Origin of the sequence: Pseudomonas sp. WSY_20, assembly GCF_043104335.1 — a bacterium.
GTDB lineage: Bacteria > Pseudomonadota > Gammaproteobacteria > Pseudomonadales > Pseudomonadaceae > Aquipseudomonas > Aquipseudomonas parafulva_B.
In genome coordinates, this window is sequence record NZ_JBICKP010000057.1 from 18,312 (window position 1) to 44,875 (window position 26,564).

General features: G+C 62.2%; 26 protein-coding genes, 1 tRNA gene and 2 pseudogenes. 14 read left to right on the plus strand and 15 right to left on the minus strand.

All coding sequences use genetic code 11. The features are described from left to right. Positions 1-62: 62 nt before the first annotated feature. Positions 63-1,768: pseudogene (locus ACF8E5_RS14145) on the minus strand (DEAD/DEAH box helicase). Between the two features lie 396 nt (positions 1,769-2,164). Next, on the minus strand, positions 2,165-2,920 hold the full coding sequence (locus ACF8E5_RS14150; protein ID WP_058639831.1) for a spermidine synthase: 756 nt from the start codon (positions 2,918-2,920) through the stop codon (positions 2,165-2,167). Between the two features lie 113 nt (positions 2,921-3,033). Here ACF8E5_RS14150 and ACF8E5_RS14155 point away from each other — a divergent pair, with 113 nt between their 5' ends. Further along, entirely contained in the window at positions 3,034-4,380 is a 1,347-nt protein-coding gene (locus ACF8E5_RS14155) for a class II 3-deoxy-7-phosphoheptulonate synthase (protein ID WP_283841014.1), read from the plus strand. Between the two features lie 39 nt (positions 4,381-4,419). On the opposite strand, the gene ACF8E5_RS14160 is transcribed toward ACF8E5_RS14155, so the two are convergent. After that, entirely contained in the window at positions 4,420-4,638 is a 219-nt protein-coding gene (locus tag ACF8E5_RS14160) for a DUF1127 domain-containing protein (RefSeq protein ID WP_196137080.1), read from the minus strand. A gap of 97 nt (positions 4,639-4,735) precedes the next feature. On the opposite strand from ACF8E5_RS14160, the gene ACF8E5_RS14165 reads away from it, so the two are divergent. Beyond that, on the plus strand, positions 4,736-5,587 hold the full coding sequence (locus ACF8E5_RS14165; RefSeq protein WP_023535366.1) for a LysR substrate-binding domain-containing protein: 852 nt from the start codon (positions 4,736-4,738) through the stop codon (positions 5,585-5,587). A gap of 11 nt (positions 5,588-5,598) precedes the next feature. Here ACF8E5_RS14165 and ACF8E5_RS14170 read toward each other — a convergent pair whose 3' ends face one another. Then, positions 5,599-6,348, minus strand: coding sequence for a sulfite exporter TauE/SafE family protein (locus tag ACF8E5_RS14170; RefSeq protein WP_197844919.1), 750 nt, complete (start codon positions 6,346-6,348; stop codon positions 5,599-5,601). 114 nt (positions 6,349-6,462) lie between these two features. Here ACF8E5_RS14170 and ACF8E5_RS14175 point away from each other — a divergent pair, with 114 nt between their 5' ends. Both ACF8E5_RS14175 and ACF8E5_RS14180 read left to right on the plus strand, forming a co-directional pair. Continuing rightward, entirely contained in the window at positions 6,463-7,416 is a 954-nt protein-coding gene (locus ACF8E5_RS14175; protein ID WP_058639827.1) for a LysR family transcriptional regulator, read from the plus strand. A 56-nt stretch (positions 7,417-7,472) separates the two neighbouring features. Beyond that, on the plus strand, positions 7,473-7,928 hold the full coding sequence (locus tag ACF8E5_RS14180; RefSeq protein ID WP_058639828.1) for a MarR family winged helix-turn-helix transcriptional regulator: 456 nt from the start codon (positions 7,473-7,475) through the stop codon (positions 7,926-7,928). A 140-nt stretch (positions 7,929-8,068) separates the two neighbouring features. On the opposite strand, the gene efp is transcribed toward ACF8E5_RS14180, so the two are convergent. After that, positions 8,069-8,638, minus strand: coding sequence for an elongation factor P (efp, locus tag ACF8E5_RS14185; protein ID WP_058639829.1), 570 nt, complete (start codon positions 8,636-8,638; stop codon positions 8,069-8,071). A gap of 48 nt (positions 8,639-8,686) precedes the next feature. Then, complete coding sequence (earP, locus tag ACF8E5_RS14190; protein ID WP_058639830.1) at positions 8,687-9,820, minus strand: elongation factor P maturation arginine rhamnosyltransferase EarP; 1,134 nt, start codon at positions 9,818-9,820, stop codon at positions 8,687-8,689. A 129-nt stretch (positions 9,821-9,949) separates the two neighbouring features. On the opposite strand from earP, the gene ACF8E5_RS14195 reads away from it, so the two are divergent. Continuing rightward, positions 9,950-10,348, plus strand: coding sequence for a hypothetical protein (locus ACF8E5_RS14195; protein ID WP_196127498.1), 399 nt, complete (start codon positions 9,950-9,952; stop codon positions 10,346-10,348). 2 nt (positions 10,349-10,350) lie between these two features. Continuing rightward, complete coding sequence (locus tag ACF8E5_RS14200; protein ID WP_392475414.1) at positions 10,351-10,821, plus strand: GreA/GreB family elongation factor; 471 nt, start codon at positions 10,351-10,353, stop codon at positions 10,819-10,821. Positions 10,822-10,827: 6 nt separating this feature from the next. Here ACF8E5_RS14200 and ACF8E5_RS14205 read toward each other — a convergent pair. Beyond that, positions 10,828-11,709 (minus strand): annotated as a pseudogene (locus ACF8E5_RS14205) (LysR family transcriptional regulator); the annotation flags it as partial. Positions 11,710-11,815: 106 nt separating this feature from the next. Here ACF8E5_RS14205 and ACF8E5_RS14210 point away from each other — a divergent pair. Both ACF8E5_RS14210 and ACF8E5_RS14215 read left to right on the plus strand, forming a co-directional pair. Next, the gene (locus tag ACF8E5_RS14210) at positions 11,816-13,006 is read left to right on the plus strand and encodes an MFS transporter (protein WP_058605791.1); all 1,191 of its coding nucleotides are present in this window, start codon (positions 11,816-11,818) and stop codon (positions 13,004-13,006) included. Positions 13,007-13,141: 135 nt separating this feature from the next. Beyond that, positions 13,142-15,274, plus strand: coding sequence for a TonB-dependent siderophore receptor (locus ACF8E5_RS14215; RefSeq protein WP_392475415.1), 2,133 nt, complete (start codon positions 13,142-13,144; stop codon positions 15,272-15,274). Positions 15,275-15,457: 183 nt separating this feature from the next. Here the strand turns inward: ACF8E5_RS14215 and ACF8E5_RS14220 are convergent. Then, a tRNA-Ser gene (locus ACF8E5_RS14220) sits at positions 15,458-15,547 on the minus strand. Positions 15,548-15,745: 198 nt separating this feature from the next. Here ACF8E5_RS14220 and ACF8E5_RS14225 point away from each other — a divergent pair. The 3 genes from ACF8E5_RS14225 (at position 15,746) to ACF8E5_RS14235 (ending at position 18,291) form a co-directional block, all read left to right on the plus strand. Further along, the gene (locus ACF8E5_RS14225; RefSeq protein WP_100851090.1) at positions 15,746-16,435 is read left to right on the plus strand and encodes a crotonase/enoyl-CoA hydratase family protein; all 690 of its coding nucleotides are present in this window, start codon (positions 15,746-15,748) and stop codon (positions 16,433-16,435) included. A gap of 102 nt (positions 16,436-16,537) precedes the next feature. Continuing rightward, on the plus strand, positions 16,538-17,251 hold the full coding sequence (locus ACF8E5_RS14230; RefSeq protein WP_392475416.1) for a lysophospholipid acyltransferase family protein: 714 nt from the start codon (positions 16,538-16,540) through the stop codon (positions 17,249-17,251). Positions 17,252-17,319: 68 nt separating this feature from the next. After that, positions 17,320-18,291, plus strand: a complete 972-nt coding sequence (locus ACF8E5_RS14235) for a magnesium and cobalt transport protein CorA (RefSeq protein ID WP_058639729.1) — start codon at positions 17,320-17,322, stop codon at positions 18,289-18,291. A gap of 34 nt (positions 18,292-18,325) precedes the next feature. Here the strand turns inward: ACF8E5_RS14235 and ACF8E5_RS14240 are convergent, their stop codons facing one another. Beyond that, a complete protein-coding gene (locus ACF8E5_RS14240) occupies positions 18,326-19,057 on the minus strand; it encodes an amidotransferase (protein WP_392475417.1) in 732 nt (243 codons plus the stop codon). Positions 19,058-19,581: 524 nt separating this feature from the next. Here ACF8E5_RS14240 and ACF8E5_RS14245 point away from each other — a divergent pair. Beyond that, on the plus strand, positions 19,582-20,382 hold the full coding sequence (locus tag ACF8E5_RS14245) for a cytochrome c (RefSeq protein ID WP_182139839.1): 801 nt from the start codon (positions 19,582-19,584) through the stop codon (positions 20,380-20,382). Positions 20,383-20,412: 30 nt separating this feature from the next. On the opposite strand, the gene ACF8E5_RS14250 is transcribed toward ACF8E5_RS14245, so the two are convergent. From ACF8E5_RS14250 to ACF8E5_RS14265, 4 genes are all read right to left on the minus strand, one after another. Then, positions 20,413-20,745, minus strand: a complete 333-nt coding sequence (locus tag ACF8E5_RS14250; RefSeq protein WP_023535326.1) for a ribonuclease E inhibitor RraB — start codon at positions 20,743-20,745, stop codon at positions 20,413-20,415. Between the two features lie 173 nt (positions 20,746-20,918). Further along, entirely contained in the window at positions 20,919-21,155 is a 237-nt protein-coding gene (locus ACF8E5_RS14255) for a hypothetical protein (protein ID WP_023535304.1), read from the minus strand. A gap of 138 nt (positions 21,156-21,293) precedes the next feature. Next, positions 21,294-23,351 carry an LTA synthase family protein gene (locus tag ACF8E5_RS14260; RefSeq protein WP_182139838.1) on the minus strand — a complete coding sequence of 686 codons (2,058 nt, stop codon included), beginning with the start codon at positions 23,349-23,351 and terminating at the stop codon, positions 21,294-21,296. A gap of 153 nt (positions 23,352-23,504) precedes the next feature. Beyond that, positions 23,505-23,696: a PLDc N-terminal domain-containing protein gene (locus ACF8E5_RS14265; protein ID WP_023535355.1), complete on the minus strand. Its 192-nt coding sequence runs from the start codon at positions 23,694-23,696 to the stop codon at positions 23,505-23,507. A gap of 130 nt (positions 23,697-23,826) precedes the next feature. Here ACF8E5_RS14265 and ACF8E5_RS14270 point away from each other — a divergent pair, with 130 nt between their 5' ends. Next, the gene (locus ACF8E5_RS14270) at positions 23,827-24,765 is read left to right on the plus strand and encodes a ZIP family metal transporter (RefSeq protein WP_392475418.1); all 939 of its coding nucleotides are present in this window, start codon (positions 23,827-23,829) and stop codon (positions 24,763-24,765) included. 40 nt (positions 24,766-24,805) lie between these two features. On the opposite strand, the gene ACF8E5_RS14275 is transcribed toward ACF8E5_RS14270, so the two are convergent. Further along, positions 24,806-25,336 (minus strand): hypothetical protein, encoded by a 531-nt coding sequence (locus ACF8E5_RS14275; protein WP_058605799.1) that lies wholly within the window; start codon positions 25,334-25,336, stop codon positions 24,806-24,808. 60 nt (positions 25,337-25,396) lie between these two features. After that, positions 25,397-25,930, minus strand: coding sequence for an ankyrin repeat domain-containing protein (locus ACF8E5_RS14280; protein ID WP_058639725.1), 534 nt, complete (start codon positions 25,928-25,930; stop codon positions 25,397-25,399). A gap of 271 nt (positions 25,931-26,201) precedes the next feature. Here ACF8E5_RS14280 and ACF8E5_RS14285 point away from each other — a divergent pair, with 271 nt between their 5' ends. Then, the gene (locus tag ACF8E5_RS14285) at positions 26,202-26,474 is read left to right on the plus strand and encodes a DUF3509 domain-containing protein (protein ID WP_058605801.1); all 273 of its coding nucleotides are present in this window, start codon (positions 26,202-26,204) and stop codon (positions 26,472-26,474) included. The last annotated feature ends 90 nt before the right edge of the window (positions 26,475-26,564 follow it).

The following is a 26,564-nucleotide window of genomic DNA, read 5'->3' on the forward strand; positions in this document are numbered from 1 at the left end:
GCGTCTGATTGCTTGCAAAAAAAATCCCCGACCTAGGCCGGGGATTTTTCACTGCTTGGGGATCAATCTTCGCGGTAGCGACGCAGCTTGAGCTGCTTGCCAGCGACGCGAGTGTCCTTGAGCTTGGTCAGCAGCTTCTCGAGGCCATCCTCCGGCAGCTCGACCAGGCTGAAGCTATCACGCACCTGGATGCGACCAATGGCATCACGCGCCAGGCCACCTTCGTTGAGGATGGCGCCCAGCAGGTTCTTGGCGGCGATACCGTCACGTGCGCCCAGGGCGGTACGGCAGCGTACGCGGCCTTCTGCCAGCGGCAGTGGCGCACGACGCTCGCGCTCGCCACGGTCCGGGCGCTCGCCACGTTCGGTGCGCTCGCCACGCGGTGCGAAGCTTGGCACCAGCGGCTGTTCGCGTTCTACCGCTGCCAGGTCCAGGGCTTGGCCATTGGTGGCCTTGCGCAGCAGGGCAGAAGCCAGCGCGCGAGCGCTGCAGCCCAGGTCGGCGGTCAGGCGGTCGAACAGCTCACCGTGGGTGGCTTCGGCTTCGGCAACCAGCGGCGCCAGGCTGTTGGTCAGCTTCTTGATACGGGCATCGAGCACCGCCTGGCCGTTGGGCAGGCGCGCTTCGGCAACTTTCTGACCAGTCACGCGCTCGATCACCTGCAGCATGCGGCGCTCACGGGGCGTCACCAGCAGCAGTGCGCGACCTTCGCGACCCGCACGGCCGGTACGGCCAATACGGTGAACGTAGGACTCTGGATCGTACGGCATGTCGACGTTGAACACGTGGGTGATGCGCGGCACGTCCAGGCCACGGGCAGCGACGTCGGTAGCGACGACGATGTCCAGGCGGCCATCCTTGAGCGAGTCGATCACACGCTCACGCTGGTTCTGGGCGATGTCGCCGTTCAGCGCAGCAGCCTTGTAACCCTTGGCTTCCAATGCGGCAGCCAGGTCCAGGGTGGCCTGCTTGGTGCGCACGAAGGCGATCAGCGCGTCGAACTCTTCGACTTCCAGCAGACGCAGCACGGCCGGGATCTTCTGGTCGGCATGTACCATCAGGTGAGCCTGATCGATCGCGGTGACGGTCTGGGTCTTGCTCTGGATCTTGACGTGCTTGGGCTCACGCAGGTGACGTTCGGCGATCGAGCGGATCGACGACGGCAGGGTCGCGGAGAACAGTACGGTCTGACGCGTAGCCGGGATGGCATCGAAGATCACTTCGAGGTCGTCCATGAAGCCCAGCTTGAGCATCTCGTCGGCTTCGTCCAGTACCAGGTACTGCACGGTCGACAGGACCTTCTCGTCACGACGCAAGTGGTCGCACAGACGGCCTGGGGTGGCGACGACGATTTGCGCGCCGTTGCGGATGGCGCGCAGCTGTGGGCCCATCGGGGCACCACCGTAGACGGCCACGACGTTCACGCCCGGCATCTGCTTGGCGTAGGTTTCGAAAGCGGTTGCAACTTGCAGCGCCAACTCACGGGTTGGTGCCAGGATCAGGGCTTGCGGCTCGCGCTTGCTCACATCGATCTTGTTGAGGATCGGCAGAGCGAAGGCAGCGGTCTTGCCGGTGCCTGTCTGCGCCTGGCCGATCATGTCGTGACCGGCGAGGATGATCGGGATCGATTGCTGCTGAATGGCCGACGGCTCTTCATAGCCGGTGGCCACGACAGCGGCAACAATGTTCGGATTGAGATCGAGAGCGGCGAAGCCGGCGATTTCCTGGGTCATGGGTCTGCCTCTAGAGTGCATCCGCAAAGACCCATGCTCCAAAGCTGCACAAGCCATGAAAGACCGACAGGTCACCCAGGCAGCTTTGGCGGCGGGGATTTGCGAAAACGATTGAAAAAGATACTTGGGAAGGTCCGCCTAGCGGACGTGCAGCCGAAGCTGGACTCGGAGGATTTGCACCGCCTGATTTTTGAGGCCCGCTAAAAGACCGGCGCGTACTATACCTGAAATCGAACGGGACGGGAGGAATTTTTTCAGACCGCGGGGTGTGGGAGGGATGTCGGCTAGGGGTGGCTGAAACGATACATCTTTTGCACCTCAATGGGCGTTGTTTGGATTGTCGCCAAGCTACTGAAATGCTACGGGTTTGCTTCTCGGAGCCTCTGCATGACTGCGCAGCGGCCCCTGCAAGCTCATCCCACACGCCCGGCTCAACTGGCCGGGCGAATTTCCTTGATCAACCCTTCAAGGCTATACCCCAGGCGTGGTGCCAGCGCCTCGGCCCGTGCCCGCAGCCCCGCCATGTCCAGGGTCTGCTCCAGATCGGCTGGCACCAGCACGATCACGTTGCCCTCCTTGACCGGCAACTCCCAGTAATGGCGGTGGTACAACCCGCGCAGCAATGCCGCCCCAAGCGGCTTGCCCTCGTCGGTGGCCCACTGATTGATCACCAGCCAGCCGCCGGGATTGAGGCGTTGCTGGCAGCCCTCCAGAAACTTCCAAGCCAGATGCCCCACGCCAGGGCCATGGTCGGTATAAAGGTCGACGAACAGCAAGTCGGTCTTTTCCGTGGTTGGCAGCAGTTCGACAGCATCGCCAATGCGCACGTACAGCCGTGGGTCATCGTCCAGGCCAAGGTGCTCCATGGCCAGACGTGGCACATCCGGGCGCAGCTCGATGGCCTCGATGTCTTCGAGGGGCAGAAACTTCATGCACGCCTGGGTCAGGGTTCCGGCGCCCAGCCCCAGGAACAGCGCACTTTCCGGCTGCCCATGGCAGAGCGCCCCTACCAGCATGGCGCGGGTATAGTCGTACTCCAGCCAGCTGGGGTCCGCCGTGAACACGCAGCTCTGCTCGATGGCGTCGCCGAATTCGAGGAAACGGTAATCATCCACCTCGTACACGCTGATGACGCCAAAGGCATCCTCCACGCGTGCCAGCAACCGTTCCTGCCGTTGCGCCACCATGTGCCAATCACCCCGCAAAAGCTGCATTGTCCGTCAACACCGGTGCTAGCAACAAGCACGGTGCCAGCTGTTACCATGGCTGCCAGCCTGCAACCTACATGACCGAGCCTGAAATGACCCAAACGTGGAGCCCTGACAGCTGGCGTGCCCTGCCGATCCAGCAACAACCCGTCTACCCTGACGCTGCGCACCTGCACAAGGTCGAGCAAACCCTGGCCAGTTACCCGCCGTTGGTGTTCGCTGGCGAAGCCCGCGAGTTGCGACGCCAGTTCGCCGAGGTGACCGAAGGCCGGGCGTTTCTCCTGCAAGGTGGCGACTGTGCCGAGAGCTTCGCGGAATTTTCCGCGGCCAAGATTCGCGACACCTTCAAGGTGCTGCTGCAAATGGCCATCGTCATGACCTTTGCCGCCGGTTGCCCCGTGGTCAAGGTAGGGCGCATGGCCGGGCAATTCGCCAAGCCTCGCTCGGCCGGTGATGAGACCCTGGGGGGCGTTACCCTGCCCGCCTACCGCGGCGACATCGTCAATGGTATCGGCTTCGATGCCAAGAGCCGCATCCCCGACCCAGAGCGCTTGCTGCAGGCCTACCACCAGTCCACGGCCAGCCTGAACCTGTTGCGCGCCTTTGCCCAAGGCGGCTTTGCCGACCTGCACCAGGTGCACAAGTGGAACCTGGACTTCATCGCCAATTCGGCGCTGGCCGACAAATACCACCAGTTGGCCAACCGCATCGACGAAACCCTGGCGTTCATGCGCGCCTGTGGCCTGGACAGCGCCCCCCAGCTGCGTGAGACCAGCTTCTTCACGGCCCACGAAGCCCTGCTGCTGAACTACGAACAGGCCTTCGTGCGCCAGGACAGCCTGACCGGCGACTACTACGACTGCTCCGCGCACATGCTCTGGATCGGCGATCGCACCCGCCAGCTCGATGGCGCACACGTGGAGTTCTTGCGTGGGGTGCACAACCCGATAGGGGTCAAGGTGGGCCCGAGCATGGACCCAGAGGCGCTCATCCGCCTGATCGACATCCTCAACCCCGGCAACGACCCAGGGCGCCTGAACCTGATCGTGCGCATGGGCGCGGGCAAGGTCGGGGACCATTTGCCGGGGCTGATCCGCACGGTCGAGCGCGAGGGTCGCAAGGTGCTATGGAGTTCGGACCCGATGCACGGCAATACCATCAAGGCCAGCAGCGGCTACAAGACCCGCGACTTCGCCCAGATCCTGGACGAGGTGAAGCAGTTCTTCCAGGTGCACCAGGCCGAAGGCAGCCATGCGGGCGGTATTCATATCGAGATGACCGGGCAGAACGTCACCGAATGCATCGGTGGGGCTCGCCCGATCACCGAGGATGCCCTGTCGGATCGCTACCATACCCACTGCGACCCGCGAATGAACGCCGACCAGTCGCTGGAATTGGCGTTCCTGATCGCTGAAACATTGAAACAGGTGCGGCGCTAAACGACAGCCCCGAAACGCCAGGCAAGGACACCGCTGGGCTCACTTGCACAGCGGGTCGTCCCAGAAGTGCCGCTCGCTTTCCTGATGAGTATCGGCCCTGCTCAAACCCAGGTCGTGAAGCATGGCATCGCTCAGGCTGGCAAGCTGCTGACGCTGGCGGTGCAGCTCCAACCACCGAGTCACTCGCCCCCACGTCGCCCGCCACAGCGGCCTGAACGAAATGACCGAAGCCTCTGCGTTGCTGATCGTACCTTTCATCGTGAAGCTCTCCGTTATCGATGGCTTCAGTCTCACGCGCCGATTAAGATCAATCCAACGAATGTTTCTGATGCCATGCATCTCGGAGATTGATGCAATGTCCCAGTACCAGAGCCTTGACGCCGATGTGTTACGCACCTTCGTTGCCATTGCCGAGCAAGGTGGCTTCACCCGAGCTGGTGAAGTGGTCAACCGCACCCAATCGGCCGTCAGCATGCAGATGAAGCGCCTGGAAGAAGATATCCTTCAGCGGCCCTTGTTCGAGCGCGAGGGGCGGCAGGTGCGCCTGACCGCCGAAGGTCAGGTGTTGCTGGGGTATGCCCGGCGCATCCTCAAGCTGCACGGCGAAGTCTTCAACACGCTGCGCATGCCGCACATGGTGGGCCTGGTGCGTATCGGTACGCCGGACGACTACGCCATGCGTTTTCTGCCGAGCATCTTGTCCAGCTTCGCCAAAGCCTACCCCTTGGTTCAGGTGGAGGTGCACTGCGATACCTCACGCCAACTGATGCTGCGCAAGGACCTGGACCTGACCATCGTCACCCGCGAGCCCGGCAACGAGATCGGCCAATTGCTACGCCAGGAGCGTCTGGTATGGGCCGCGGCCGAGGGCTTCTGCCCGCACGAGCAGCGCCCCATGCCACTGGCATTGTTCAACACCGAATGCTTCTGCCGCGCCTGGACCTGTAACGCACTGGAAACCCAGGGCATCGACTACCGAGTGGCCTACACAAGCCCCAGCCTCTCAGCGATTTTTGCCGTGGTCACCGCAGGGCTTGCGGTGACCGCCCAGCTGCAGAGCCTGATCGGCGGCAATCTGCGGGTACTCGGCGAAGCCGAAGGCTTGCCTGAATTGCCGCTGGCCAACGTCATGCTGGTACGTGGCGGTCAGTCACCCTCCCCCATCACCGACTGCATGGCGCAGTACATCATCGAAGGGTTCAAGTGACACGCCTGCGGCTACAGTTCAAAACCCAGCATGACCGCGCAGACCACCAGGAAAACGCAGAACATCGCCCGCAGCGCCTTTTCCGGTAAGGCGTGGGCCAACTTCACGCCCCAGCTGATGCTCAACAGCCCGCCTACCGCAAGCGGGATACCCACGCCCCAGTCCACACTGTGGTGCACGGCGTAGGTCACCAAGGTAACCAACGTACTCGGCGCGGCCAGGGCCAGCGACAACCCTTGCGCCACCACCTGGGTGGCACCGAACACGCTGGTCAATAGGGGCGTGGCGACGACCGCGCCACCGACGCCGAACAACCCGCCCATGGTCCCGGCGAAGCTGCCGAGAACGCCAAGCCAAGGCCAGGGATGACGCAACTCGGTACTGGCAGGGCTGACTTTCATGAACATCCTGGCCACGTTCCAGATCGCCAGCGCCAATAGAAAGCCCACGAAGCCCAGGCGCATGGCATGCGCGTCCAACCCCACCGCCCAGATCGACCCCAACCACGCGAACACAAAGCTGCACAAGGACAGCGGCAAGGCATGCCGCAGCTCGATGCGGTTGCGCTGGTGATAGCGCCATAACGCCAATAGCACGTTGGGCACGACCATGACCAACGCCGTGCCCTGCGCCAATTGCTGGTCAAGCCCGAACAAAACGCCAAGGGCCGGGATGGCAATCAGGCCGCCACCGATGCCGAAAAGCCCACCCACGGTTCCCAGGGCGACACCCAATACGCCGTACAGTACCCACTCGATCATCAGCCTTCTACTTTTATCGTGCACAGGGATCGTCATGCTAGCGGCTGCACGCTGGCAGCGAAACGCACAGCCACGCACAATGGCTGTGCGTTTCCTGCATAAGCGAATTTGCCCATGAACCCCGATGCATTGATCGATCAACTGAGCTTGTTTCTGGATGTACTGGAAACCGGGAGCTTTTCCGGCGCGGCCCGGCGTCACCCGCTGACGCCTTCAGCAGTTGCCCGGCGTATCGACAACCTGGAGCGAGCCCTCGGCAGTCGCCTGTTCAGCCGCAGCACCCACGCCGTGCGGCCAACGCCTGCAGGCAATGCGTTTGCCGAACGCGCCAGGCATGTCATCGATGAGTTGCGCCTGGCCCGGGCCGAAGCGGTGTCGCTGAGCAATGCCCCGGAAGGCTTGATACGCATGGATGCACCGGCGGCCTTCGGGCGCCGTCATCTGGCACCGGCGATCGCCGATTTTCTGGTGGCCTACCCTGGCCTTGACGTGCAGTTGCGCTTGATCGACAGCTTCGTCGACATGCACGGTAGCCATTTGGGGGAAGTCGACCTGGTGTTACGGGCAGGTCCGCTGGCCGATACGCGCCTGGTCGCGACACCCCTTGCCGACATGGTGCGCATCGCCTGCGCCAGCCCCGCCTACCTGGCGGCACGGGGCTTGCCCAAGTGCCCCAGCCAATTGCCCGGGCATGACGGCCTGGACTGGGACGGCCTGGCACCCCCGTTCGCCTGGCGATTCGAGGTGGACGGCCAGACACGTCTGTACCGGCCCTCGCGCATGCGCATGGTTGCCAACAATGCCGAAACACTTCTGTTCGGCGCCCTGGCCGGGCTGGGAATCGCCCATTTACCGACGTGGCTGACCAGTGAATACCTGCTGCGCGGGGAATTGATCGCGCTTTTTTGCGACGCTGGCTTGCCCCAACCGGAGACGAGCGGCATTTATGCACTTCGCCTTGAACATGAAACGAACTCTCGCAGCCGATTGCTGCTCGAATTCCTCAAGAGCCGCTTTAGCCCAGTCCCGCCGTGGGATCTGGCACTGCGCAGTGAATTACGCTGGTAGTAAGCGTACCCACCATCAGCGTGCTAGTTTCTTATTCAACGAATTCAAGGACCTGCATGAACGCCGATAACAAAGCCTCTGGCGCCGAACTGCTACTGGAGAACCAGGTCTGCTTCGCGCTGCATTCCACCTCGTTACTGATGACGAAGGTGTACAAGCCCTTGCTTCAGGCCCTCAACCTGACTTACCCGCAATACCTGGCGATGCTGGTGTTGTGGGAGCACGATGGTTTGACCGTGGGCGAAATCAGCCAGCACCTGCTCACTGACCCAGGTTCACTGACACCGTTGCTCAAGCGCCTGGAAAGCGAAGGCCTGCTCAAGCGCACCCGCAGCCGTGAAGATGAGCGGGTTGTGCTGGTGCAGCTGACAGACAAAGGGCGCAAGTTGCAGAAGCAGGCTGAAGAAGTGCCTCAGCTGATTCTCAAGGCCAGTGGGCGTACCCATGAGGGGCTGCAAAAGCTGCAGGCAGATTTACTGGCACTGCGCGAGAGCTTGCAGAGGACGTTGTGAGGGGGGACCTTGGGTTGGAGCGGCGCTGCGCAGAGGCGGTGCTCTAAAACCCAGTTTTGCGTGGATTCAACAGTTGGGGCCGCTTTGCGGCCCCAAATAAGCACCAGACAGTAGCGGTGCTTCAGGCTACCCAGGAAGCATTACTTCTTGGAGCGACCTTTGAAGCTGTTGTCGCGGGTGTCGATGTCGATCCACTCGTCGATCTGAATGAAGTCCGCCACCGAGATCTCGGTACCGTTCTTCAGCTTGGCAGGCTTCATCACCTTACCCGAGGTGTCACCGCGCGCGGCGTTCTCAGTGTAGACGACCTGACGGCTGATGGTGGTCGGCAGTTCTACCGAGACTAGGCGGTCTTCGAAGAAGACGGCTTCACAGACATCTTCCATGCCTTCTTCGATGTACGGCAGAACGGCTTCGATGTCCTCGGCGTTCAGCTCGTACATGGTGTAGTCGGTGGTGTCCATGAAGTTGTATGAATCACCGCTGATAAACGACAGCGTGGCTTCCTTGCGGTCCAGGATCACGTCGTCCAGCTTGTCGTCCGCACCGTATACGGTTTCGGTCTTGTAGCCGGTCAGCAGGTTCTTGAGCTTGGTCTTCATGATCGCGCTGTTACGGCCCGACTTGGTGAACTCAGCTTTCTGAACCAGCCACGGGTCGTTGTCGATCCGCAGGACGGTACCGGGTTTCAGTTCTTTACCAGTTTTCATTACGCAGTATCCGAATCTGGATGGATTTATAAAAATCGAGGCCGCATATCATAGCGAATTTCCACAAAAGTGTACTAGCGCCTTGGCAAGGTCCGGCCCAGCGGCCTGCTGAGCAGCCCAACAGCGGGCATGCTGCTGCAATTGCGCCCAATATGCGCGGGCCGCGCGCCAGGCCTGCCCCATGTCCTGGTCCATGTTCCAGGCGCGCCACAGCCCGAGCAGGGCAGCTTGCGCCTCGTCCGACAAGCCACGTCGATAAAGCGCCAGGAACGCCTCGAGTTTTTCCCAGTGAGCGTTTTCTTCCTGCACGTAGATGTGCCAAAGCATGGGCTTGGCGGCCCACTGGGCGCGAACGAAGGAATCTTCGCCCCGTACGGCGTTGAAATCGCAGCTCCACAACAGCCGGTCGAAGTCGTCCTGACTGACGAAAGGCAACACCTGCACCGTCAATGACCCGCGCACATGCACATCGCCCGCCTCCAGCTGCGTTACCCCCAGCCACTGCGCAAGCCCGGCGATGCTCCGTCCTTGCGGTACCAGCACATGGCACGCCTGCGGGTCGGTGGCCAGCGCCTGCAACCAGCTGGCAAGCTGCGGATTCTCGTAGGCAAATAGCATGATCAACAGCGCATCTTGCCCAGGCGCCACCCCTAAGGCCTCTAGAAACGTTGCTCGCGCTCGGTTGGACGACTCGAAGGCGTCACGCCTTGGCAGCAGGTCATGCTCGCGAAGCAGTCCACCGGTCTTTTCGGTGAAGCCTGGAAAGAAAAACACCTTGCGCAGCCCGTTTGGCTGCGGTGATGGCAGCCCATGACAACCTTCCACCCAAGGCTCGGCGCTCAGGTATTCAAGGTTCAGCCACACAGGCGGATGGTTACGCGCTCGCATGGCCTGGACAAAAGCGTCGGGCAGTTGGCAGGCGAATGCGCCGATCACCACATCACCCGGCTCCACCGGCACCCAGGTAGGCGACCACTGACGCACCTCTACACCCCGCAGCCATTGCTGCGCCGCCGTGGCATCTGCGCCAGGGCACATGGGCACGAAGGCATTGAGGTCATCAACCCACAAGCGTACGGCCACCTCGTGCTCGGCCACCAGTTGCCGGGCCAGGCGCCAGGTCACACCGATATCGCCGTAGTTGTCCACGACGCTGCAAAAGATGTCCCAAGTGGCTGTCATGCTGGGCTCCCTAACCCGTGCCAAAGCTGCGGATTCTGCGCATAAATTGTCACCAAAGACAGCCGTGGGCGAAAAAAGGCCGGCTTGCATGCAACAATGCGCCAGTGCCCACCTTGCCAGGAAGCAACCATGCCCCGTCGCCGCGAATTGACGATCACACTCAAACCCTTGCCGCTGATACTGAGCATTGCGCTGGGGCTATGGCTGGGCGCCCTGGCCATTGCTGCCAGCCTGTGGCTTGCAGACCAGCTTATGCCCACCCCGGCCGAAGCACCGGCGTCAGCCACCACGCAAGACGCCCCCCACGCCACTACGCCCCCGACCGTCACCCAGCCACCGGACGCCCAGGGCGAAATGTTCGAGCGTTACAAGGACATGCTGCACAAGCAGCAACTGGAACAGGCTGCCGAAGCCGCCCAAGGCAACCCGCGCAACCTCAACAGCCCCAAGTGCCAGTTCTGGTTGCAGCAGAATCGCACGGCCCCCACAGACAAAAGCCAGGCCAACGTGCTGGAGTTCTGTTACTGATCATGAACAAGCCCCAGCTGATAGCGCAGATCATCACGGCCCTTGAACACGACCTGGATGTGTTAACCCGGGCAGCGCAGAGCGCCTATGAAGCTGCGACTGCCGAAGAAAACATCGCCGAGAACAAGTACGACACGCTGGGGCTGGAAGCCTCCTACCTGGCCACCGGCCAGGCCCGGCGCAGCGCCGAAATCCGCCAGGCACTGCACACCTACCGGCAACTGAAGCTGCGTGACTACGATCCTCAGCAAGGGGTGCAGGTGAGCCAGGTGGTCACCTTGGAAGATGAACAGGGCCAATGCCGCAGGCTGATCATCGGGCCAGAGGCGGCCGGGCTGAAAATCGGCACGGGCGATGGGATGGTCATGGTGATCACGCCGCGCTCACCTTTGGGGCAACAACTGATGGGCAAGCACATTGACGACGAGGTCTGTCTCAATGCCACACGCTGGACAGTCGTCGAGGTGATCTAGCGCCTGCCCCTCAATCGCCCCCAAGCGCTGCTCCATAAGCTCTAGAAAGGCCCGGGCGGCGGGTGTCGGATGGGCGGACCAGATCGCATACAGGTGCCGCACAGGCGCATCGAGCAGTTGCACCACGGCCACGCCGTCAAAGCCCTGGGCCACCCGCTCCGGCACCAGGCCGATCGCCATGCCGCGCTGCACGAACTTCTCCACCAGCTGCACATGACCGATCTCGAACTGCACCCGACGGTGCAGCCCTGCCGCCTGGAAAGCCTCGTCGGTCTGCCGACGTGCACCCGTGCCTTCCGGGAAATCCACCAGCACCTCCCGGACCAGGTCGGCGAGTGTCAGTTGCCCGTGTCCGGCCAGGCGGTGGGTGGGTGGAAGCACGGCGACGAGTGCTTCCCGAGCCAGCAGGCGATGCTGCACACCCTGCACGCCCTCGCCTTCCCACAAGCCGATGAAACCCACATCCAGGCGGCGCTCGAGCACATCGGCGACCAGCAGTTCGCTCTTTGCTGTGAGCCAACGCACGTCCACATCCGGATAGTGCCCGTGAAAATCGGCAAGCAGATCGACCAGGTCCAGGGCCGTCAGCGAGCTGATTTCGCCAATGGTCAGTCGACCGCGAACCTGGCCACAGGCGGCCGCCACATCGTCGGCGATGCGGCGCGCTGCCTCCACTGCTGGCCGGGCGCTGAGCACGAACGCCTCGCCTGCCGGGGTCAGGCACACCCGGCGCGAGGTGCGCTCGAACAGGGTCACGCCCAGCTGGCCTTCCAGCCTGGCCACCTGATGACTGAGGGCCGACTGCACCACATGGCAGCGCTCGGCGGCACGGGTAAAACTGCCGGTCTCGGCCACGGCCAAGGCGTATTCGAGCTGTTTGAGGTTCATGGATCTATCTGCTTTCACGATCGATGGCGTGAGCACTATACATTGGTGTCATGCGTCTCGGATGGCGATAATCTTTTCCACTTCACTGCCTGTCACGAGAACCCCAATGCACACCCCAACCCTCAGCCGTGCCCTGATTCTGCTGATGGCCACGGCCACTGGCCTGGCCGTGGCCAGCAATTACTACGCTCAACCCCTGCTGCACAGCATCGCCCAGCAGTTCGGCCTGAGCACTGCCAGCGCCGGCAGCATCGTGATTGCCGCGCAGCTCAGCTACGGGGCCGGCCTGTTGCTGCTGGCACCGCTGGGCGATCTGTTCGAACAACGCCGGCTGATCACCGTGATGACCGTGATCGCCACGCTTGGCCTGGTGATCAGTGCCTGTGCCCCCAGCCTGCCCTGGTTGATACTGGGCACCACGTTGACCGGGTTGTTCTCCGTGGTGGCGCAGATCCTGGTGCCCATGGCCGCCTCGCTGAGCGAGCCCAATCAACGGGGGCGTGCCATCGGCACCCTGATGAGCGGACTGTTGCTGGGCATCTTGCTGGCGCGTACGGCCGCAGGCTTCATGGCCGAACTGGGCGGGTGGCGCAGCATCTACGTGCTGGCTGCGGTGCTGATGGGTATCACGGCCCTGGCCCTGCACCGTAGCCTGCCGGAGCATCACAGCCATGCAGGCCTGCGGTATCCGGCCCTGATTGGCTCCGTGTTCCGCCTGTTCATCGAAGAGCCGGTGCTGCGCCTGCGCTCGCTGCTGGGCCTGCTGGCGTTCAGCCTGTTCGCGCTGTTCTGGACGCCCCTGGCATTTCTGCTGGCCAACGAGCCTTATCACTACTCCGACGCGGTGATCGGCCTGTTCGGCCTGGCGGGTGCGGCCGGGGCGCTTTCGGCCAACTGGGCCGGGCGGCTGGCTGACCATGGCAAGGGCTCGCTGGGGACCACGGTGGGGCTGGTGGTCTTGCTGCTGTCCTGGGTACCGCTGGGCTTTGCCGAGCAGTCCTTGCTGGCCTTGCTGCTGGGCGTGCTGATGCTCGACCTGGCCGTGCAGCTGGTGCATGTGAGCAACCAGAACGCGGTTATCGCCCTACGCCCCGAAGCGCGGACCCGTCTGAACGCGGGCTATATCACATGCTATTTCATCGGTGGCGCCCTGGGGTCGCTGCTGGGCACGCAACTGTTCCAGCGCCAGGGCTGGCCAGGCATCGTGCTGGCAGGCCTGGTGATTGGTGCGTTGGCGTTGATCGTTTGGTGGGTAGCCGCGCGTAAAGCCAAACCCGAAGCCTTGGTGCGCCAGTAGCCGTGCCTACGGGGGCTGCTTGGCGCGCCCCGCCCTAAGACGCCCCCAAGGCTTTTGTCTGCGCCCATCACCTGAAGCGACTGATACTATGCGGGCTTTTTCACAGCCTGTGCCGCGCCTTCAGGAGCCCCACGCATGCCCCCGCCTCATCCTCGCTTGCCCCTTGGCCTTTTAAGCCTGGGCTTGGCCCTGCAATGCCCTGCGGCGTTCGCAGCCCAAGGGGTGCAACTGGACCCGCTTGAGGTATCCGATACCTACGGCAACGATGGCTACCAGGCACGTGAAGCTGCCGTGGGCAGTTTTCAGGCTGCACCCCTGCTTGACACCCCGGCATCGATCAGCGTCTTCAGCCAGCCTTTGCTGGAAGATCGGCAGGTACGCCTGCTCAGCGAAGTGCTGCAAGGCGACGCTTCGGTGGGGGAAAGCTACGCACCGGTCGGGTACTACGAGAACTTCAACGTGCGCGGCTTCGAGCTCAACGCCGGCAGCAGCTACCGCCTCAACGGCCACACCCTTGTCGGCGAGCAGAACGTGGCCCTGGAGAACAAGCAGCAGGTGGAACTGCTCAAGGGTCTGTCGGGGCTGCAAAGCGGCGTGTCGTCGCCAGGCGGCCTAGTCAACTATGTGACCAAGCGGGCCGAGCCCGTGCGCCGGGTCACGGTGTCCACCAACGAGCAGGGCGAACGTTACCTGGCCACCGACGTCGGCGGCTGGTTCGGCGACCAGCAGCAGTTTGGCCTGCGGGTGAACCTGGCGCATGAGGACATCCGTTCCTATGTCGCGCATGCCGACGGCCAGCGTGATTTCGCGGCGCTGGCGTTTGACTGGCAGATCAGCCCGGACGCCACCTTGCAATTGGATGCCGATTACCAGCACCGCCAGCAACGCTCGGTACCGGGTTATCAGCTGCTGGGCGGCACGCGCCTGCCTCACGACGTGGACCCCAAGGACCGCCTGGCCTACCAGCAGTGGGCCAAGCCTGTGCAAACCGATTCGCTGAACCTGGGCGGGCGCCTGGAGTACCGCTTCAGCGAGGCCTGGACAGGCACCGTCAGCGCCTCACGCAGCCAGGCGGTGATCGACGACTACAGTGCCTTTGCCTGGGGGTCGGGCGAAGGCGCCTTTTTCAGCAGTGCCGGCGACTACGACATCTATGATTTTCGCAGCCCCGACGACACCCGGCGTATCGACGAAGCCCAGGCCACGCTCGATGGGCGCTTCGATGCGCTGGGCCTAGGCCACGCGTTGACCCTGGGCACCAGCGCCCAGCGCCGTACACTGGACCTGCGCCCGTACTACAACGTGTGGCTCGGCACCGGCACCCTGGGCGAAGTCGCGCCTGCCCTTCCCCCCTCAGATCAACCCGTCGGCGCCAGCGAAAGGCGCCTGGACAGCCGCCAGTACGGGCTCTTCGTCACTGACCGGGTGACGTTCAATGAACACTGGCAAGCCATACTGGGCGCCCGGGAAGTGCGTCTGGATGAACGCACCTGGGACGAAACCGGCACTGCCGGGCGGCACACTCGCCAATATCAACTGCTGCCCAACGCAGCGCTGGTCTACAAACCTGCGCCAGACACCACCCTTTATGCCAGTTATGCCAAAGGGCTTTCGGCGGGCGGCACTGCACCTTGGTTTACCCAAAACGCTGCGCAGATCCTTGCCCCTACCCTCTCGCGCCAGCTGGAAGTGGGCCTCAAGCATGACTGGGAGGCGCTGAGCGTGAGCGCTGCGTTGTTCCAGATTCGTCAGGCGTACCAGTACGCGCGCCCTGACGGCGACGGCGTCTTCACCTATGTGCAGCAAGGCCAGCAGAAAAACACAGGGCTGGAACTCGGGGCCAGCGGTTGGGTGACATCCAACTTACAATTGCAGGCCAGCGCGGCCGCCATTCGTGCGCGGGTGGTGGGCAGCGGCACCGCTGAGCGTGAGGGGCATCAGGCCATCAACGTGCCAAGGTTCCGGGTAGCCCTGCAGGCGCAGTACAGCCTGCCGGTGCCAGGGCTGGCGCTCTTGGGCGGGGTCCGCTACAGCGCCCGCAAGTACGCCGACCATACAGGCAACGTGGCGGTGGGCGGGTATACCGTGTTCGACCTGGGCGGGCGCTACCAGACGCGCGTCGGGGGGTATGACACGGCGCTGCGGCTGACAGTGGACAACGTCTTCGACAAACGTTACTGGCGGGATGTGGGGGATTATCTGGGGGATAACTACCTGTTCCAGGGGGCGCCGCGTACGGCACGGTTTTCGGCTTCGGTGAGTTTTTGAGTTGTAGTGGGGTGAGTGGGATTACTAGCTTCGCAGCAGGCATTGCCGGGGGCCGCAGCGCGGCCCCGGCAATGCCTGCTCCAAAGCTGCAGCCCGTGCCTCACACACCACCGGCAACCCAAATAGCTACCCCAAAAACAAAAAGCCCCCATGCTTTTCAGCACAGGGGCTCTTCGTAGAATGTGGCGGTGAAGAAGGGATTTGAACCCTTGATACGATTTCTCGTATACACACTTTCCAGGCGTGCTCCTTCGACCACTCGGACACTTCACCGTTTATCTTCAAGCCGTACGGCCTGTCGAGGTGCGCTAATTTAGTGAAAGACGTTTCCTTTGGCAAGCATTTTTTTCAGTTTTTTCATGCATTTGCATCCGGCCGTCGTCAGCGGCTGACTGGCCGGTCAGCCTTGCTGCTTTACCTGGCCTGCGCCGCTGGGTAACGTCAGCGCCACGCCAACAAAAGGACTCTGCCATGAGCGAGCTGATCACCTACCATGCCGAAGACGGCATCGCCACCCTGACCCTGAACAATGGCAAGGTCAATGCCATCTCGCCGGAGGTCATCGACGCGTTCAATGCAGCGCTTGATCGCGCCCTCGAGGCCCGGGCGGTGGTGATCATTACTGGGCAGCCAGGCATTCTGTCGGGCGGCTACGACCTGAAAGTCATGACCCGCGGTCCCAAAGAAGCCATCGAGTTGGTCACCGCAGGCTCCACCCTGGCGCGCCGTCTGTTGTCGCACCCGTTTCCAGTGGTGGTGGCCTGCCCGGGCAACGCCGTGGCCAAAGGGGCGTTCCTGCTGCTGTCGGCCGACTACCGCATTGGCGTCGAGGGCCCGTACAAGGTGTGCCTGAACGAAGTGCAGATCGGCATGACCATGCACCACGCGGGCATCGAACTGGCCCGTGACCGCCTGCGCCGCTCGGCCTTCCACCGCTCGGTGATCAACGCCGAAGTGTTCGACCCCCAGGGGGCGGTGGATGCAGGCTTTCTGGACAAGGTCGTGCCCGCCGAGCAACTGATGGATACCGCCTTGGCTGCAGCACAAGCGCTCAAGCAGCTGAACATGCTGGCCCACAAGAACACCAAGCTCAAGGTCCGCAAGGGCCTACTCGAAGCCCTGGACAAGGCTATCGAGCAAGACCAGCAACACATGGGGTGACCCCATCACCTGCACAGATCGCCCACTCAACCTACACCAAGGTTTGCCCCGGCCAGTGCACAGTCGTACACTGCCGGGCGACTGTCTGGTGTGAGTCGTACCATGCTTTACGTTCTTCGCATGTTCCTGCTGGCGCTGCATTTTCTCGCCGTTGGCGCCGTGGGGCTGATCATCGGCCTGTGCCGCCCGTTCAACCCCGATAACAGCCGCGTGTTCGCCCGGCTCTACAGCGTGCCGGCCACCTGGCTGATGCGCCTGAAGGTCCAGGCCCAGGTGGGGCCTTTGTGGGATCAGCCGCCTGGCTGCGTCATCATCGCCAACCACCAATCCAACTTCGACCTGTTCGTCCTGGGCCAGGTGGTTCCGCAACGCACCGTGGCCATCGGCAAGAAAAGCCTGGGCTGGATTCCGCTGTTCGGGCAGTTGTTCTGGCTGGGCGGCAACGTGCTGGTCGACCGCAAGAACGCCTATCAGGCCCGCAAGGCGTTGCAAAAGACCACCCGCGTCCTGCAGAACGACACCTCCATCTGGATTTTCCCTGAAGGCACACGCAACGCCGGTGAACAGCTACTGGCGTTCAAGAAAGGCGCATTCCACATGGCCATCGAGGCCGGGGTACCCATCGTACCTGTGTGCGTGAGCCGCTATGCGCTCCGGCTGGACCTCAACAGCTGGCGCCGCCGGACGGTGATCGTGCGCTCCTTGCCTCCCATTGCCACCACCGGCATGACGCAACAAGACCTGCCTGCGCTGATCGAGCAGTGCCGCACGCAAATGCAGCAGTGCATCGACCGGATGGAAAACGAACTGCCCTGACCCGTTGCTCTCGCGCCCGCTACAGCCCAAGCTGTAAGGCGTGTTCAACCACAAGAAAGCGGGCAGTCATGGGGCGAGTCGTGGCAGCGGCGGTATACAGCGCCGGTAGGAAGGTCACCAACATCAGTATCGATGAAGGCAGCGAGTGGGCGCGCAAACCGGGCCACTTCGTGTGGATCGGGCTGGAGGAGCCCGACGCCGAAGCACTGGCCAACCTGCAGCGCCAGTTCAACCTGCACGAACTGGCCATCGAAGACGCCCTGGAGAAGCACAGCCGGCCGAAGCTGGAAACCTTCGGCGACGCCTTGTTCATCGTCACCTATTCACCCGTGCGCCAGCAGGGTCGGCTGGAGTTCATCGAAACCCACATCTTCGCCGGCACTGGCTACGTGATTACCTGTCGCAATGGCCATTCCAAATCCTATGCCCTGGTGCGCGAGCGCTGCGAAGCACGGCCGTTGCTGCTCGAGCACGGGGAGGACTTCGTGTTGTATGCGCTGTTGGACTTCGTTACCGAAAACTACCAGCCTGTAAGCGAGGCGATTCACGGGGAGATCGAAGCGCTGGAGCAGAGCGTGCTGGGCGGTTCGCTGCTTGAAGCCGACATCCGTCGCCTGCACAGCCTGCGGCGCGATCTGCTGCGCCTGCGCCGCTATGTGGCGCCTATGGTGGAAGTGAGCGAAGAACTGCAGCGCCTGAGCTTTCCCTTCATCGACAAGAACATGCGCCCGTACTTTCGTGACGTCCAGATCCACGTGACCCGGCAGATGGAAGACCTGGCCGGGATTCGCGACATTGCCAGCCAGACCATCGAGATCGGCATGCTACTCGAAGCGTCTCGCCAGAGCATCGTGCAGCGCAAGTTCGCCGCCTGGGCGGCCATTCTGGCCTTCCCCACTGCCATTGCCGGCATCTACGGGATGAACTTCCAGAACATGCCCGAGCTGAGCTGGCACTACGGCTATTACGTAGTCCTGGGGGTGATCGCGGCCGGGTGCACAGGCCTGTTCGCCAGCTTCAAGAAATCCGGCTGGTTGTAACCAAGATAGGGGTCACCGGGCGACCCCTGCCCTGTCAGGCCGCGTTGTGCTTGTTAGCCGGTTGCTGGATGAAACGCAACATCCATTCGCCTACCACGTCACCCTGATGTTCGGTGGCGAGGCTGGCGACGGCCTGCTGGTAGACCTCATCGCCTAGATGCGCCTGGCGTGCGTCGAGCAAGGCCCGGGAGTAGTCGTGTACGAACTCCGGGTGGCCTTGGAAACACAGCACCTGATCGCCGATGCAATACGCGGCGTTGGGGCAGAAATCACTGGACGCAATGACCGTGGCGCCTTTGGGCAATTCGGTCACCTGGTCCTGGTGACTGATCAGCAAGGTCAGCTCCGATACTTGAGGTTGCATCCATGGTGCACGCGCTGCCAGTGAATAACGGTGTACGCCAACGCCCCAGCCCTGCTCCGCTCGCTCCGCTTTGCCGCCCAAGGTCAACGCCAGCAGCTGGTGACCGAAACACACACCCAGCAGCTTCTCACCCCGGTCATACAGCTTGAGCAGATAAGCCTTGAGCGTCTGGATCCAGGGAACGGAACCGAACGAATCGGCCTTGCTGCCCGTCACAAGGTAAGCATCGAACTTAAGGTCATCGGCGGGATATTCACCGTTCATGACGTTGTAGACACTGAACTGTGCTGTGATCGGCTGACGGGCGAAGAGCTGCTCGAACATCCTGCCGTAGCCTTCGTACTGCGCCGTCAATTCCGGTCGCAGAACATCGGTTTCAAGGATGCAGATGCGTAACGACATAGGGATAGTCCTGAACGACATGGATGGAAAACAGCTATAGAGCGTGACGCGAAAGGCACGTACAAGCAAGAGGGTCGCGCAGACGAACGGTGCGCTTTGGGCTGAGACGGCACAAAAACACCCAACCTGTCTAGGTGAAGCCTATCAGCGCGATGGCTTAATGCTTTAAAACGAAATGTTATAGGCCGCTGGCAGTTAGAACAAAGGGTTCTCAATATTGAATGATGTACGCCCTACTGTTGCAGTATGTCCACATTCATGAGGCAAGCCGTGCCGGCGCCAGTAGGGGCCATTGCGATCGACCCGACATGTGACAAGGAAGCCAACGGGTATTTAGGAATAACAACAAGAAGGCGGTCCGCCATGTTTAGACAATCGAAACTTCGCCAAGCTGGACTCATTCTTTTCGCAACCACGCTGTTGCTGATAGTGCCAAACCTGACACGTCTGTTCGGCTAAGGCGGGTGGTGGCGGTAGCAGGCGGGATAGCGGTAACCTGCTGGCCCTGATGGCCGGAGTATCCCATGCGCCCATGCATTGCCTTGGCAGCCTTGCTGTCGTGCCTGCCGCTGTCGGCGGCCCAACTGCACCTTGAACTTGGCACTGGCCAAAAGCAGTGGAGCAGCGAACAGTTGCTCGCACATCCCCAAGCCAAGACGGTGGACATTAGTGAGGACGTTTCCTATAAGCGCCCCATGCGCTATCGCGCAGTGCCCCTCGCGGCGCTGCTCAACGATGTGCAGCCTGAGGACCACCTGCAGGCCATTGCAGCCGATGGCTTTGCGGCAGAAATGCCCGCTGGCCCTCTGCTTCAACCCGGCCCGGCGCAGGCCTGGCTAGCCGTCGAAGACCCAGCCGCCCCTTGGCCGCCCCTAGGTAAGGGAAAACCGAGTGCAGGGCCGTTTTATTTGGTGTGGACGGCGCCGCAAGCGAGCGGCATTCGCCCCGAACAATGGCCCTTTCAGATCTCCACGATACGTAAGCTAGCCTCTGTCGAGCAGCGCTTCCCGGCGTTGCTGCCGGACCCCGACCTGCCGGGCGACAGCCCCGTGCGACAAGGCTTTGCATTGTTCCAGCAGAACTGCCTGGCCTGCCACCGTCTGAACGGTGCAGGGGATGCGCAGGTAGGGCCTGATTTGAATGTGCCGCACAACCCGACCGAGTATTTCCAGCCGGGTTACCTGCGCATGCTGATTCGGGACCCACAACGCTTGCGGCAATGGCCCCAGGCGAAAATGCCGGGCTTTGCCCCAAGCGTGCTGAATGATCAGGAGCTCGATGCGCTGTTGGCCTACCTGCGGCACATGGCCACGCGCAAATCCTGAGAAAATCGGGCCGCAGGGCGGCCCAATGGCCTAGGCCGTGAGGCGCTCGTGCTTGACCCCCCACCCCTCCACTTCGCCTCCATAAGGCGTGACAACCTGTTCGAAGGCCTCCTCGAAGTCGCCAATGCCACCGTGGGTGGCGAACATGATTTTACTGAGTTCCAGGTGCCAGGCACCGTCGTCGAGTTCGGTTACCTGAGCGTTAAGCGACTCGCCACGAAACTCCCCGGCTGCGCGGCGCGCAGCGGCTTCATCCGGAAAAACGGCATAGAACTCGATGGGGTGGATCTGGGTGAAATCGAAGCCACCTGCCTTCATCTGGCGCAGGACGTTGCTGCTGATATCGTCGTGTTGGCTGCTCATGAATCGTCCTCCTGAATAACGCAGTGGATAGACTTTCCGTGCAAGGGCACCTGCCCTAAATCGTCGGGCAGTTCGAGCTGATACAAGACGCGGGTGGGAACGGTGCCGCCTGCGCAGCCGGCGGGCACCTTCATGCAGCGTAGTGCCCAGGCGGACGCTACGCAAACCGTGAATCAGGGCGCCTCTTCAATGCTGGTGATGGTGACGCCGCTGTGTTCTTTCAGCCAGCGCGCCGTGGGGGACACCGCGCGATCCTGAAAATCGTTGAGGTCCAGCTCATCCATGACCGGGAACAACCGCGTGCGGATGGCACGGGCAGCGTCTTCCTCGCTGGGGCGATGTTCGGCCTGCAGCACAATCGAGGTCGGTGCGCCTTTCTGGTCGGCAAAGATGACTTCCCACTCTTTCATCGAACGAGCCCTCTCAATCAAACGACACCTTATGCGATGCCTGAATAAATGACCTTGGCCCTTGGGGAATGTTCAGAAAGTTGAACACCCGTCGACCTGAGCCGCCAGGTAGCGGCTCGGGTCGGGGTGTAAATAGGGTTACTTCGGCGTGCCGTGCACCACCCCTGCCGTGTTGTCCAGCAAGCTCTTGGTGGCCGTCTGGATGTAGGCTTCGAGCTGCTTGAGCAGCTGCGGCTGGTCAGGGCTTTCGATGAGCTCGGCCTTGAACTCGCGACCCAGCTGATAGCGGTACAGGCGCGGGGTCATGTCCTTGGACTCGATCAGGATACGGTCGCCCTGTACCAGCCCCACGATCTGCTCGCTACCCGAAGGCTTGATCATGCCGATGCCTGGGTCGCCCTCAGGCAGGTTGAGCAAGTCGCGCCCCCAGCACTGATGGCGCGTCTGGCCGCCCAGGCGACCCATGATAGTCGGCACGATATCGACCTGGGTGCCCACGGTGTGGTTGACCGCACCGAATTTCTCCTGGATGCCTGGGGCGATCAGCAGCAGCGGTACGTTGAACCGCCCCAGGTCCAGTTCGGTGACCTGTTGATGGTTGCCGAAACCATGGTCCCCCACGATCACGAACAAGGTGTCCTTGAAATAGGGCTCCTTGCGCGCCTTCTCGAAGAACTGGCCCAAGGCCCAGTCCGAGTAGCGCATGGCCGTCAGGTGTTCATCCAGGCGGCCTTGCCCGGTGACCTTCTCCACCGGCAGGTCCTTGGGCAGGGCGTACGGCGTGTGGTTGGACAGGGTCTGGAGCAATGCATAGATCGGCTTGCTGCCATCGTGCTTGGCCAGCTCCTGGTTGCCGCGGTCGAACATGTCCTGGTCGGACACCCCCCAGGTCGGGTCGGAGAACACCGGGTCGACGAAGTCCTGCCGGCCGATGAAGGTGGTCATGCCCTGGTTGCCGAAGAACCCGGACTGGTTGTCCCAGGCGAAGTCGCCGTTGTAGACGTACACGTCATCGTAGTCGCGGGCGCTGAGCAAGGCCGGCAGCCCGGACAGCTTGTGACCGCCCTCCGGCGTCTGCATCAGGTACTCGAAGCCGGGCAGGTTGGGGAAGCACGCCATGGTGGCGAACATGCCCTGATGGGTATGAGTGCCGTTGGAGAAGAAGCGGTCGAACAGCAGCCCTTCCTTGGCCAGCTTGTCGAAGTAAGGGGTGATGTTGTTGGGGCTGCCCAGCGCGCCGACCGAATGGCCCGCGAAGCTCTCCATCAGGATCACCACCACGTTCTTGATGGGCAGGGTGCCCTCGGCCGGCGGCAGGAAGTCGCGGCGCACGGCCGCTTCGTCGGCATCGACCAGGGTGTCATGGGGGGTCAGCAGTTGCTGGCGCACAGTCTGGGTCGCCAGGTTCTGCTCCAGCACCGGTTTCCAGATGTTGGCGCGGTCCTCGCCGAAGCGGCTCTTGGCGGCGTCGATCAGGGTCAGGGTGCCGTTGAGGCCCAACTGGTTGACGAAGTTCGAATCGGTGGTGAACGCGTCACCCCAGCGCATGGGCGGGCCTTGACGCAGGGTGCCACGGGCGGCGATCACGGCCACCAACAGGATCACCATGAACACCGCCAGGCGGTAATACCATGCGGCCACCGGCTGGGTGCCGATACCCCTGGTCAGCCGGTCGACACCCTTGAACAGCAGGCTGAGCAGCCAGGTCCCGAACACCCAGGCCAGCAGGTAGCGCACCACTGGGAAGCCGTACCAGAGCATGCTCATGACGGTCTTGGGGTCTTCCTTGATGTACTGGAACACCAAGCCGTTCAAGCGCTGGTGGAACTCGCGATAGAAGTCCAGTTCCATCAGGCCCAGGAACATCACCACGCTGGCGGTGAGCGTCAGCCAGAAACGGAATACGCCCCGCCGGGCCATGGCCCAAGGGCTGAGCAGCGCCAGCAGCAGCGGAATGCTGATGTACACCACCACCCGAAGGTCGAAGCGCAGGCCGTTGACGAACCCTTCGGCGACCGTGGCCGCTGGCGTGTCGCCAACCATGTCGCTGTTGTAGACCAGCAGCGCCAGGCGCACGAGGCTGAGCATCAGCATGATGACCAGCGCGCTGAGCAGCGTATAGGCCAGGTGGGATTTGAGGGTCGGCGAGAACGGCGCTCGCGCGCGCCATTGCTTCAAGGCGTCCGGGTTGGCCATGAACAGGAAGGTCCTAGAAATGCGGTTTGCGAAGAAGGCGCTGGCGCAAGACCAGCGCAGCATTGTGCGGGTGCGGATTCTGTTTAATTCATTGTGAAAATTTTGTCACGGCCTGGATTGCCTCTGGCGCCATGGGGGCACAGAGTGCTGGTTTCAGAGCCGGCCTGTGCCGCGCGGCCCGGCAATGGCCCAAATCACCAGCCCCACGACCGGCAGCAGGGCAATCAGAAGAATCCACAACACCTTGACCCCCACTTCGCGGTCACTCTTGTAGACGTTGATGATGGCCCAGATATCCAGGGCAAGAATGATCAGACCTACGAGGCTGTTGAACATCGATCCCATACCGCGTACTCCAGTTGATGAGTGTATTGCTGCATAGCATAGCCCCCTATCGGTTCAATAGAAGGGAATCCTTGGCGCCGCCTGCAGGTCACTGCCTATGATGCATCGACATTCCGATCAGAGGTTCTGCATGCCACCTGCCCACAGCCACAGCGCCACCCCGCCCTCGCCGTTCAGCGTGTGGCGGCAACAGATAGCCAACAATCCCTGGGTCGGTGCAGGCCTTGCGCTGAGCCTGATGGCCGTCGTGATTCTGCTGGGTGCGAGCCTGTGGAATGCGGTCAACGGCGATCATTCCGAAAACCTGCACCTGGCCGCGCTCGGGGGCCTGTCCGGCTTTGGCGCCACCGCGTTGGGCGCTGTGCTGGCCGTGGTGTTGCGTGATGTCAGTAGCCGTAACCAGGACGTGATGCTGGGGTTCGCTGCCGGCATGATGCTGGCAGCCAGTTCTTTTTCGCTGATTTTGCCGGGTCTGGAGGCGGCGCGGGAGATCACCGGCAGTGGGCCGGGTGCGGCCTTCATCGTGGTCGTCGGCATGGGGCTGGGCGTGCTGCTGATGCTGGGCCTGGACCGTTTCACGCCGCACGAGCATGAACGCGTCGGCGTGGTGGGGCCGGAAACCGAACGGTTCAGCCGAGTGTGGCTGTTCGTGCTGGCCATTACCCTGCACAACTTGCCCGAGGGCATGGCCATCGGGGTGAGCTTCACCAACGGCGACATGAACATCGGCCTGCCGCTGACCACCGCCATCGCCATTCAGGACATCCCGGAGGGCCTGGCCGTGGCGCTGGCGCTGCGGGCGACCGGGCTGTCCAACCTGAAGGCCGCACTGGTGGCCATTGGTTCAGGAGTAATGGAGCCATTGGGCGCGGTCATCGGGCTGGGCATTTCCACCGGCTTTGCCGTGGCCTACCCTATCAGCATGGGGCTGGCGGCGGGGGCGATGATCTTCGTGGTGAGCCACGAGGTCATTCCCGAAACCCACCGTCACGGCCACCAGACCTCCGCCACGCTCGGCTTGATGGGCGGTTTCGCGGTGATGATGTTCCTGGACACCGCATTGGGTTGACAGCGCCGTTGCCCGCCTGCCAGGGCCGCGTACGACGCGCTCAGACGTGCAGGGCGACCTTCAGGGCCTCCAGGGCGGGCTCGGCCTTGATGCCAAGTTCAGCGGCCAGCGCCTGGACCCGCTCCAGGTCATGCTGGCCAACCATGACCATCTGCAGCTCATCATCGAGCAATTGGCTGAAATCGAGCAGCACGTAGCCACCGGCTTCCTTGTTGAGCGCCCCCATCTGCACCTGGATACGGTTGAGCGCCACGAGCGGCTCGGTGCGTGCCAGCTGCTTGGGCTTGAGGGTGAGCGGCACGCTCTTGTCGAACGAGTCGCTGATCTGCTGGAACAGCTCCTGATAGGTGTCAGCCTGGAATACCACGGTGTCAGGCAGGCTGCCGAGTACTACCCACTCGCCCAGTGGGATGGGAAAGCTGTCGTCGTAGTTGATGTCGGGGTTGGCGGCCAGGAAAGCGGCGGGGTCGGCGTAGGCCTGGGCAGCCTCGTCGGCAATGCGCTCGATGTCTTCTTCGCGCAGGCAGCCTGCGCTGATAAGGCGGATGAATTCGAGCAACTGAGTTTTCATGAAGGGGGGCCTGTGGCGATGGCAAAGTCGCCAAGGATAGCCGCAAACGCCCCCTGCCGGTTAGCCTGCCAGCGCTTGCAGGCGTGCGGTGGCGTCCACGGCGCCCATGGTCTGGGCTGCCATCAGTGCGTTTGCACCGCGCACATCCTGCAAGGCAGGGTTGGCACCCTGGGCCAGCAGGTACTCAAGGATCTCTACACGGTTGAACATGGCGGCCAACATCAGGGCCGTGCGTCCATCCTGGGCAGCGGCATCGACCGGTACACCGTTTTCCAGCAACAGGCGGATCATGGCCATGTCCCCTTTGAAAGCGGCACCGGCGATGGGGAGCTGGCCGTTGTCGTTGGCAATGAGCGGATCGGCCCCGTGGTTGAGCAACACCTGAACGGCGTCATGGTGGCCGTGGTAGCTGGCCAGCATCAGCAGGGTGTCGCCCTTGTGATTACGCAGGTTCACCGGCAGACCGCTTTGCAGCAGGCGCTCCAGCATCTGGGCATCGCCTTGACGGGCCTTGTCGAACACTTGTGCGGCAAAAGCAGCCGCTTCATCGGTAGACATTTGAGCAGGCTGAGCGGACGCAGTCTGGGTGGACATAAGGAACCTCCTGGTAGAAATCGTTGCCCAAGTGTTTGTCAGGCCCTTCCTGCGCGTCAAAGGTTCCGTTTCTATCGAGCCCATAGCGTTGATTGGCTTGCCGTGCAAAATGCACTGTGCAAAATGCATGACCTTGCAGCTTGCACGGAAGGCATTCTCTAAATGTAGTCCAACCCCCTGATTTAACTGGATTTTTCCTACACTCAGTTTCTGGCACGGTCGCTGCAATCTATCTAGACATCGATTGCCACACACCTTGTCAGGAGTAGTCATGAACCTTATCCAGGAAAAATTCGTCTCGGTGTTCCCTGCTTACCAAGTCGCGACTCAATCACGTCCTGACGGCGGCATCTTGCTGACTCTGCGTGCGGCCGACGGCAAGGTTACCCGCCGTGTACTGACCTACACCCAACTGCACAGCGCCGAGCAATTGTCCTGGGCCATCAGCGCCATTCGCCGCGACTTGGCCGAACAAGCCAGCGAGTTGCCAGTGATCTCGATGTTGCAGAGCCAGCAGCGTTTTGCATTGCCGACTTATCGCTGATTCTTGCACTGCCCCCGAAAGCGACCAAATTCAAGGTGGGAGCGGCCTCGTGCCGCGATAAGCCGCAACGCGGTCCCAACGATATGAGCT

Coding starts and splice junctions, on each gene's coding strand:
- ACF8E5_RS14150 (WP_058639831.1), bottom strand. CDS start 2,920: ATGGTGGCGCAACGGCAGGAACGGTTGCTGGCACGCGTGGAGGATGCC.
- ACF8E5_RS14155 (WP_283841014.1), top strand. CDS start 3,034: ATGACCCAAACGTGGAGCCCTGACAGCTGGCGTGCCCTGCCGATCCAG.
- ACF8E5_RS14160 (WP_196137080.1), bottom strand. CDS start 4,638: ATGAAAGGTACGATCAGCAACGCAGAGGCTTCGGTCATTTCGTTCAGG.
- ACF8E5_RS14165 (WP_023535366.1), top strand. CDS start 4,736: ATGTCCCAGTACCAGAGCCTTGACGCCGATGTGTTACGCACCTTCGTT.
- ACF8E5_RS14170 (WP_197844919.1), bottom strand. CDS start 6,348: ATGATCGAGTGGGTACTGTACGGCGTATTGGGTGTCGCCCTGGGAACC.
- ACF8E5_RS14175 (WP_058639827.1), top strand. CDS start 6,463: ATGAACCCCGATGCATTGATCGATCAACTGAGCTTGTTTCTGGATGTA.
- ACF8E5_RS14180 (WP_058639828.1), top strand. CDS start 7,473: ATGAACGCCGATAACAAAGCCTCTGGCGCCGAACTGCTACTGGAGAAC.
- efp (WP_058639829.1), bottom strand. CDS start 8,638: ATGAAAACTGGTAAAGAACTGAAACCCGGTACCGTCCTGCGGATCGAC.
- earP (WP_058639830.1), bottom strand. CDS start 9,820: ATGACAGCCACTTGGGACATCTTTTGCAGCGTCGTGGACAACTACGGC.
- ACF8E5_RS14195 (WP_196127498.1), top strand. CDS start 9,950: ATGCCCCGTCGCCGCGAATTGACGATCACACTCAAACCCTTGCCGCTG.
- ACF8E5_RS14200 (WP_392475414.1), top strand. CDS start 10,351: ATGAACAAGCCCCAGCTGATAGCGCAGATCATCACGGCCCTTGAACAC.
- ACF8E5_RS14210 (WP_058605791.1), top strand. CDS start 11,816: ATGCACACCCCAACCCTCAGCCGTGCCCTGATTCTGCTGATGGCCACG.
- ACF8E5_RS14215 (WP_392475415.1), top strand. CDS start 13,142: ATGCCCCCGCCTCATCCTCGCTTGCCCCTTGGCCTTTTAAGCCTGGGC.
- ACF8E5_RS14225 (WP_100851090.1), top strand. CDS start 15,746: ATGAGCGAGCTGATCACCTACCATGCCGAAGACGGCATCGCCACCCTG.
- ACF8E5_RS14230 (WP_392475416.1), top strand. CDS start 16,538: ATGCTTTACGTTCTTCGCATGTTCCTGCTGGCGCTGCATTTTCTCGCC.
- ACF8E5_RS14235 (WP_058639729.1), top strand. CDS start 17,320: ATGGGGCGAGTCGTGGCAGCGGCGGTATACAGCGCCGGTAGGAAGGTC.
- ACF8E5_RS14240 (WP_392475417.1), bottom strand. CDS start 19,057: ATGTCGTTACGCATCTGCATCCTTGAAACCGATGTTCTGCGACCGGAA.
- ACF8E5_RS14245 (WP_182139839.1), top strand. CDS start 19,582: ATGCGCCCATGCATTGCCTTGGCAGCCTTGCTGTCGTGCCTGCCGCTG.
- ACF8E5_RS14250 (WP_023535326.1), bottom strand. CDS start 20,745: ATGAGCAGCCAACACGACGATATCAGCAGCAACGTCCTGCGCCAGATG.
- ACF8E5_RS14255 (WP_023535304.1), bottom strand. CDS start 21,155: ATGAAAGAGTGGGAAGTCATCTTTGCCGACCAGAAAGGCGCACCGACC.
- ACF8E5_RS14260 (WP_182139838.1), bottom strand. CDS start 23,351: ATGGCCAACCCGGACGCCTTGAAGCAATGGCGCGCGCGAGCGCCGTTC.
- ACF8E5_RS14265 (WP_023535355.1), bottom strand. CDS start 23,696: ATGGGATCGATGTTCAACAGCCTCGTAGGTCTGATCATTCTTGCCCTG.
- ACF8E5_RS14270 (WP_392475418.1), top strand. CDS start 23,827: ATGCCACCTGCCCACAGCCACAGCGCCACCCCGCCCTCGCCGTTCAGC.
- ACF8E5_RS14275 (WP_058605799.1), bottom strand. CDS start 25,336: ATGAAAACTCAGTTGCTCGAATTCATCCGCCTTATCAGCGCAGGCTGC.
- ACF8E5_RS14280 (WP_058639725.1), bottom strand. CDS start 25,930: ATGTCCACCCAGACTGCGTCCGCTCAGCCTGCTCAAATGTCTACCGAT.
- ACF8E5_RS14285 (WP_058605801.1), top strand. CDS start 26,202: ATGAACCTTATCCAGGAAAAATTCGTCTCGGTGTTCCCTGCTTACCAA.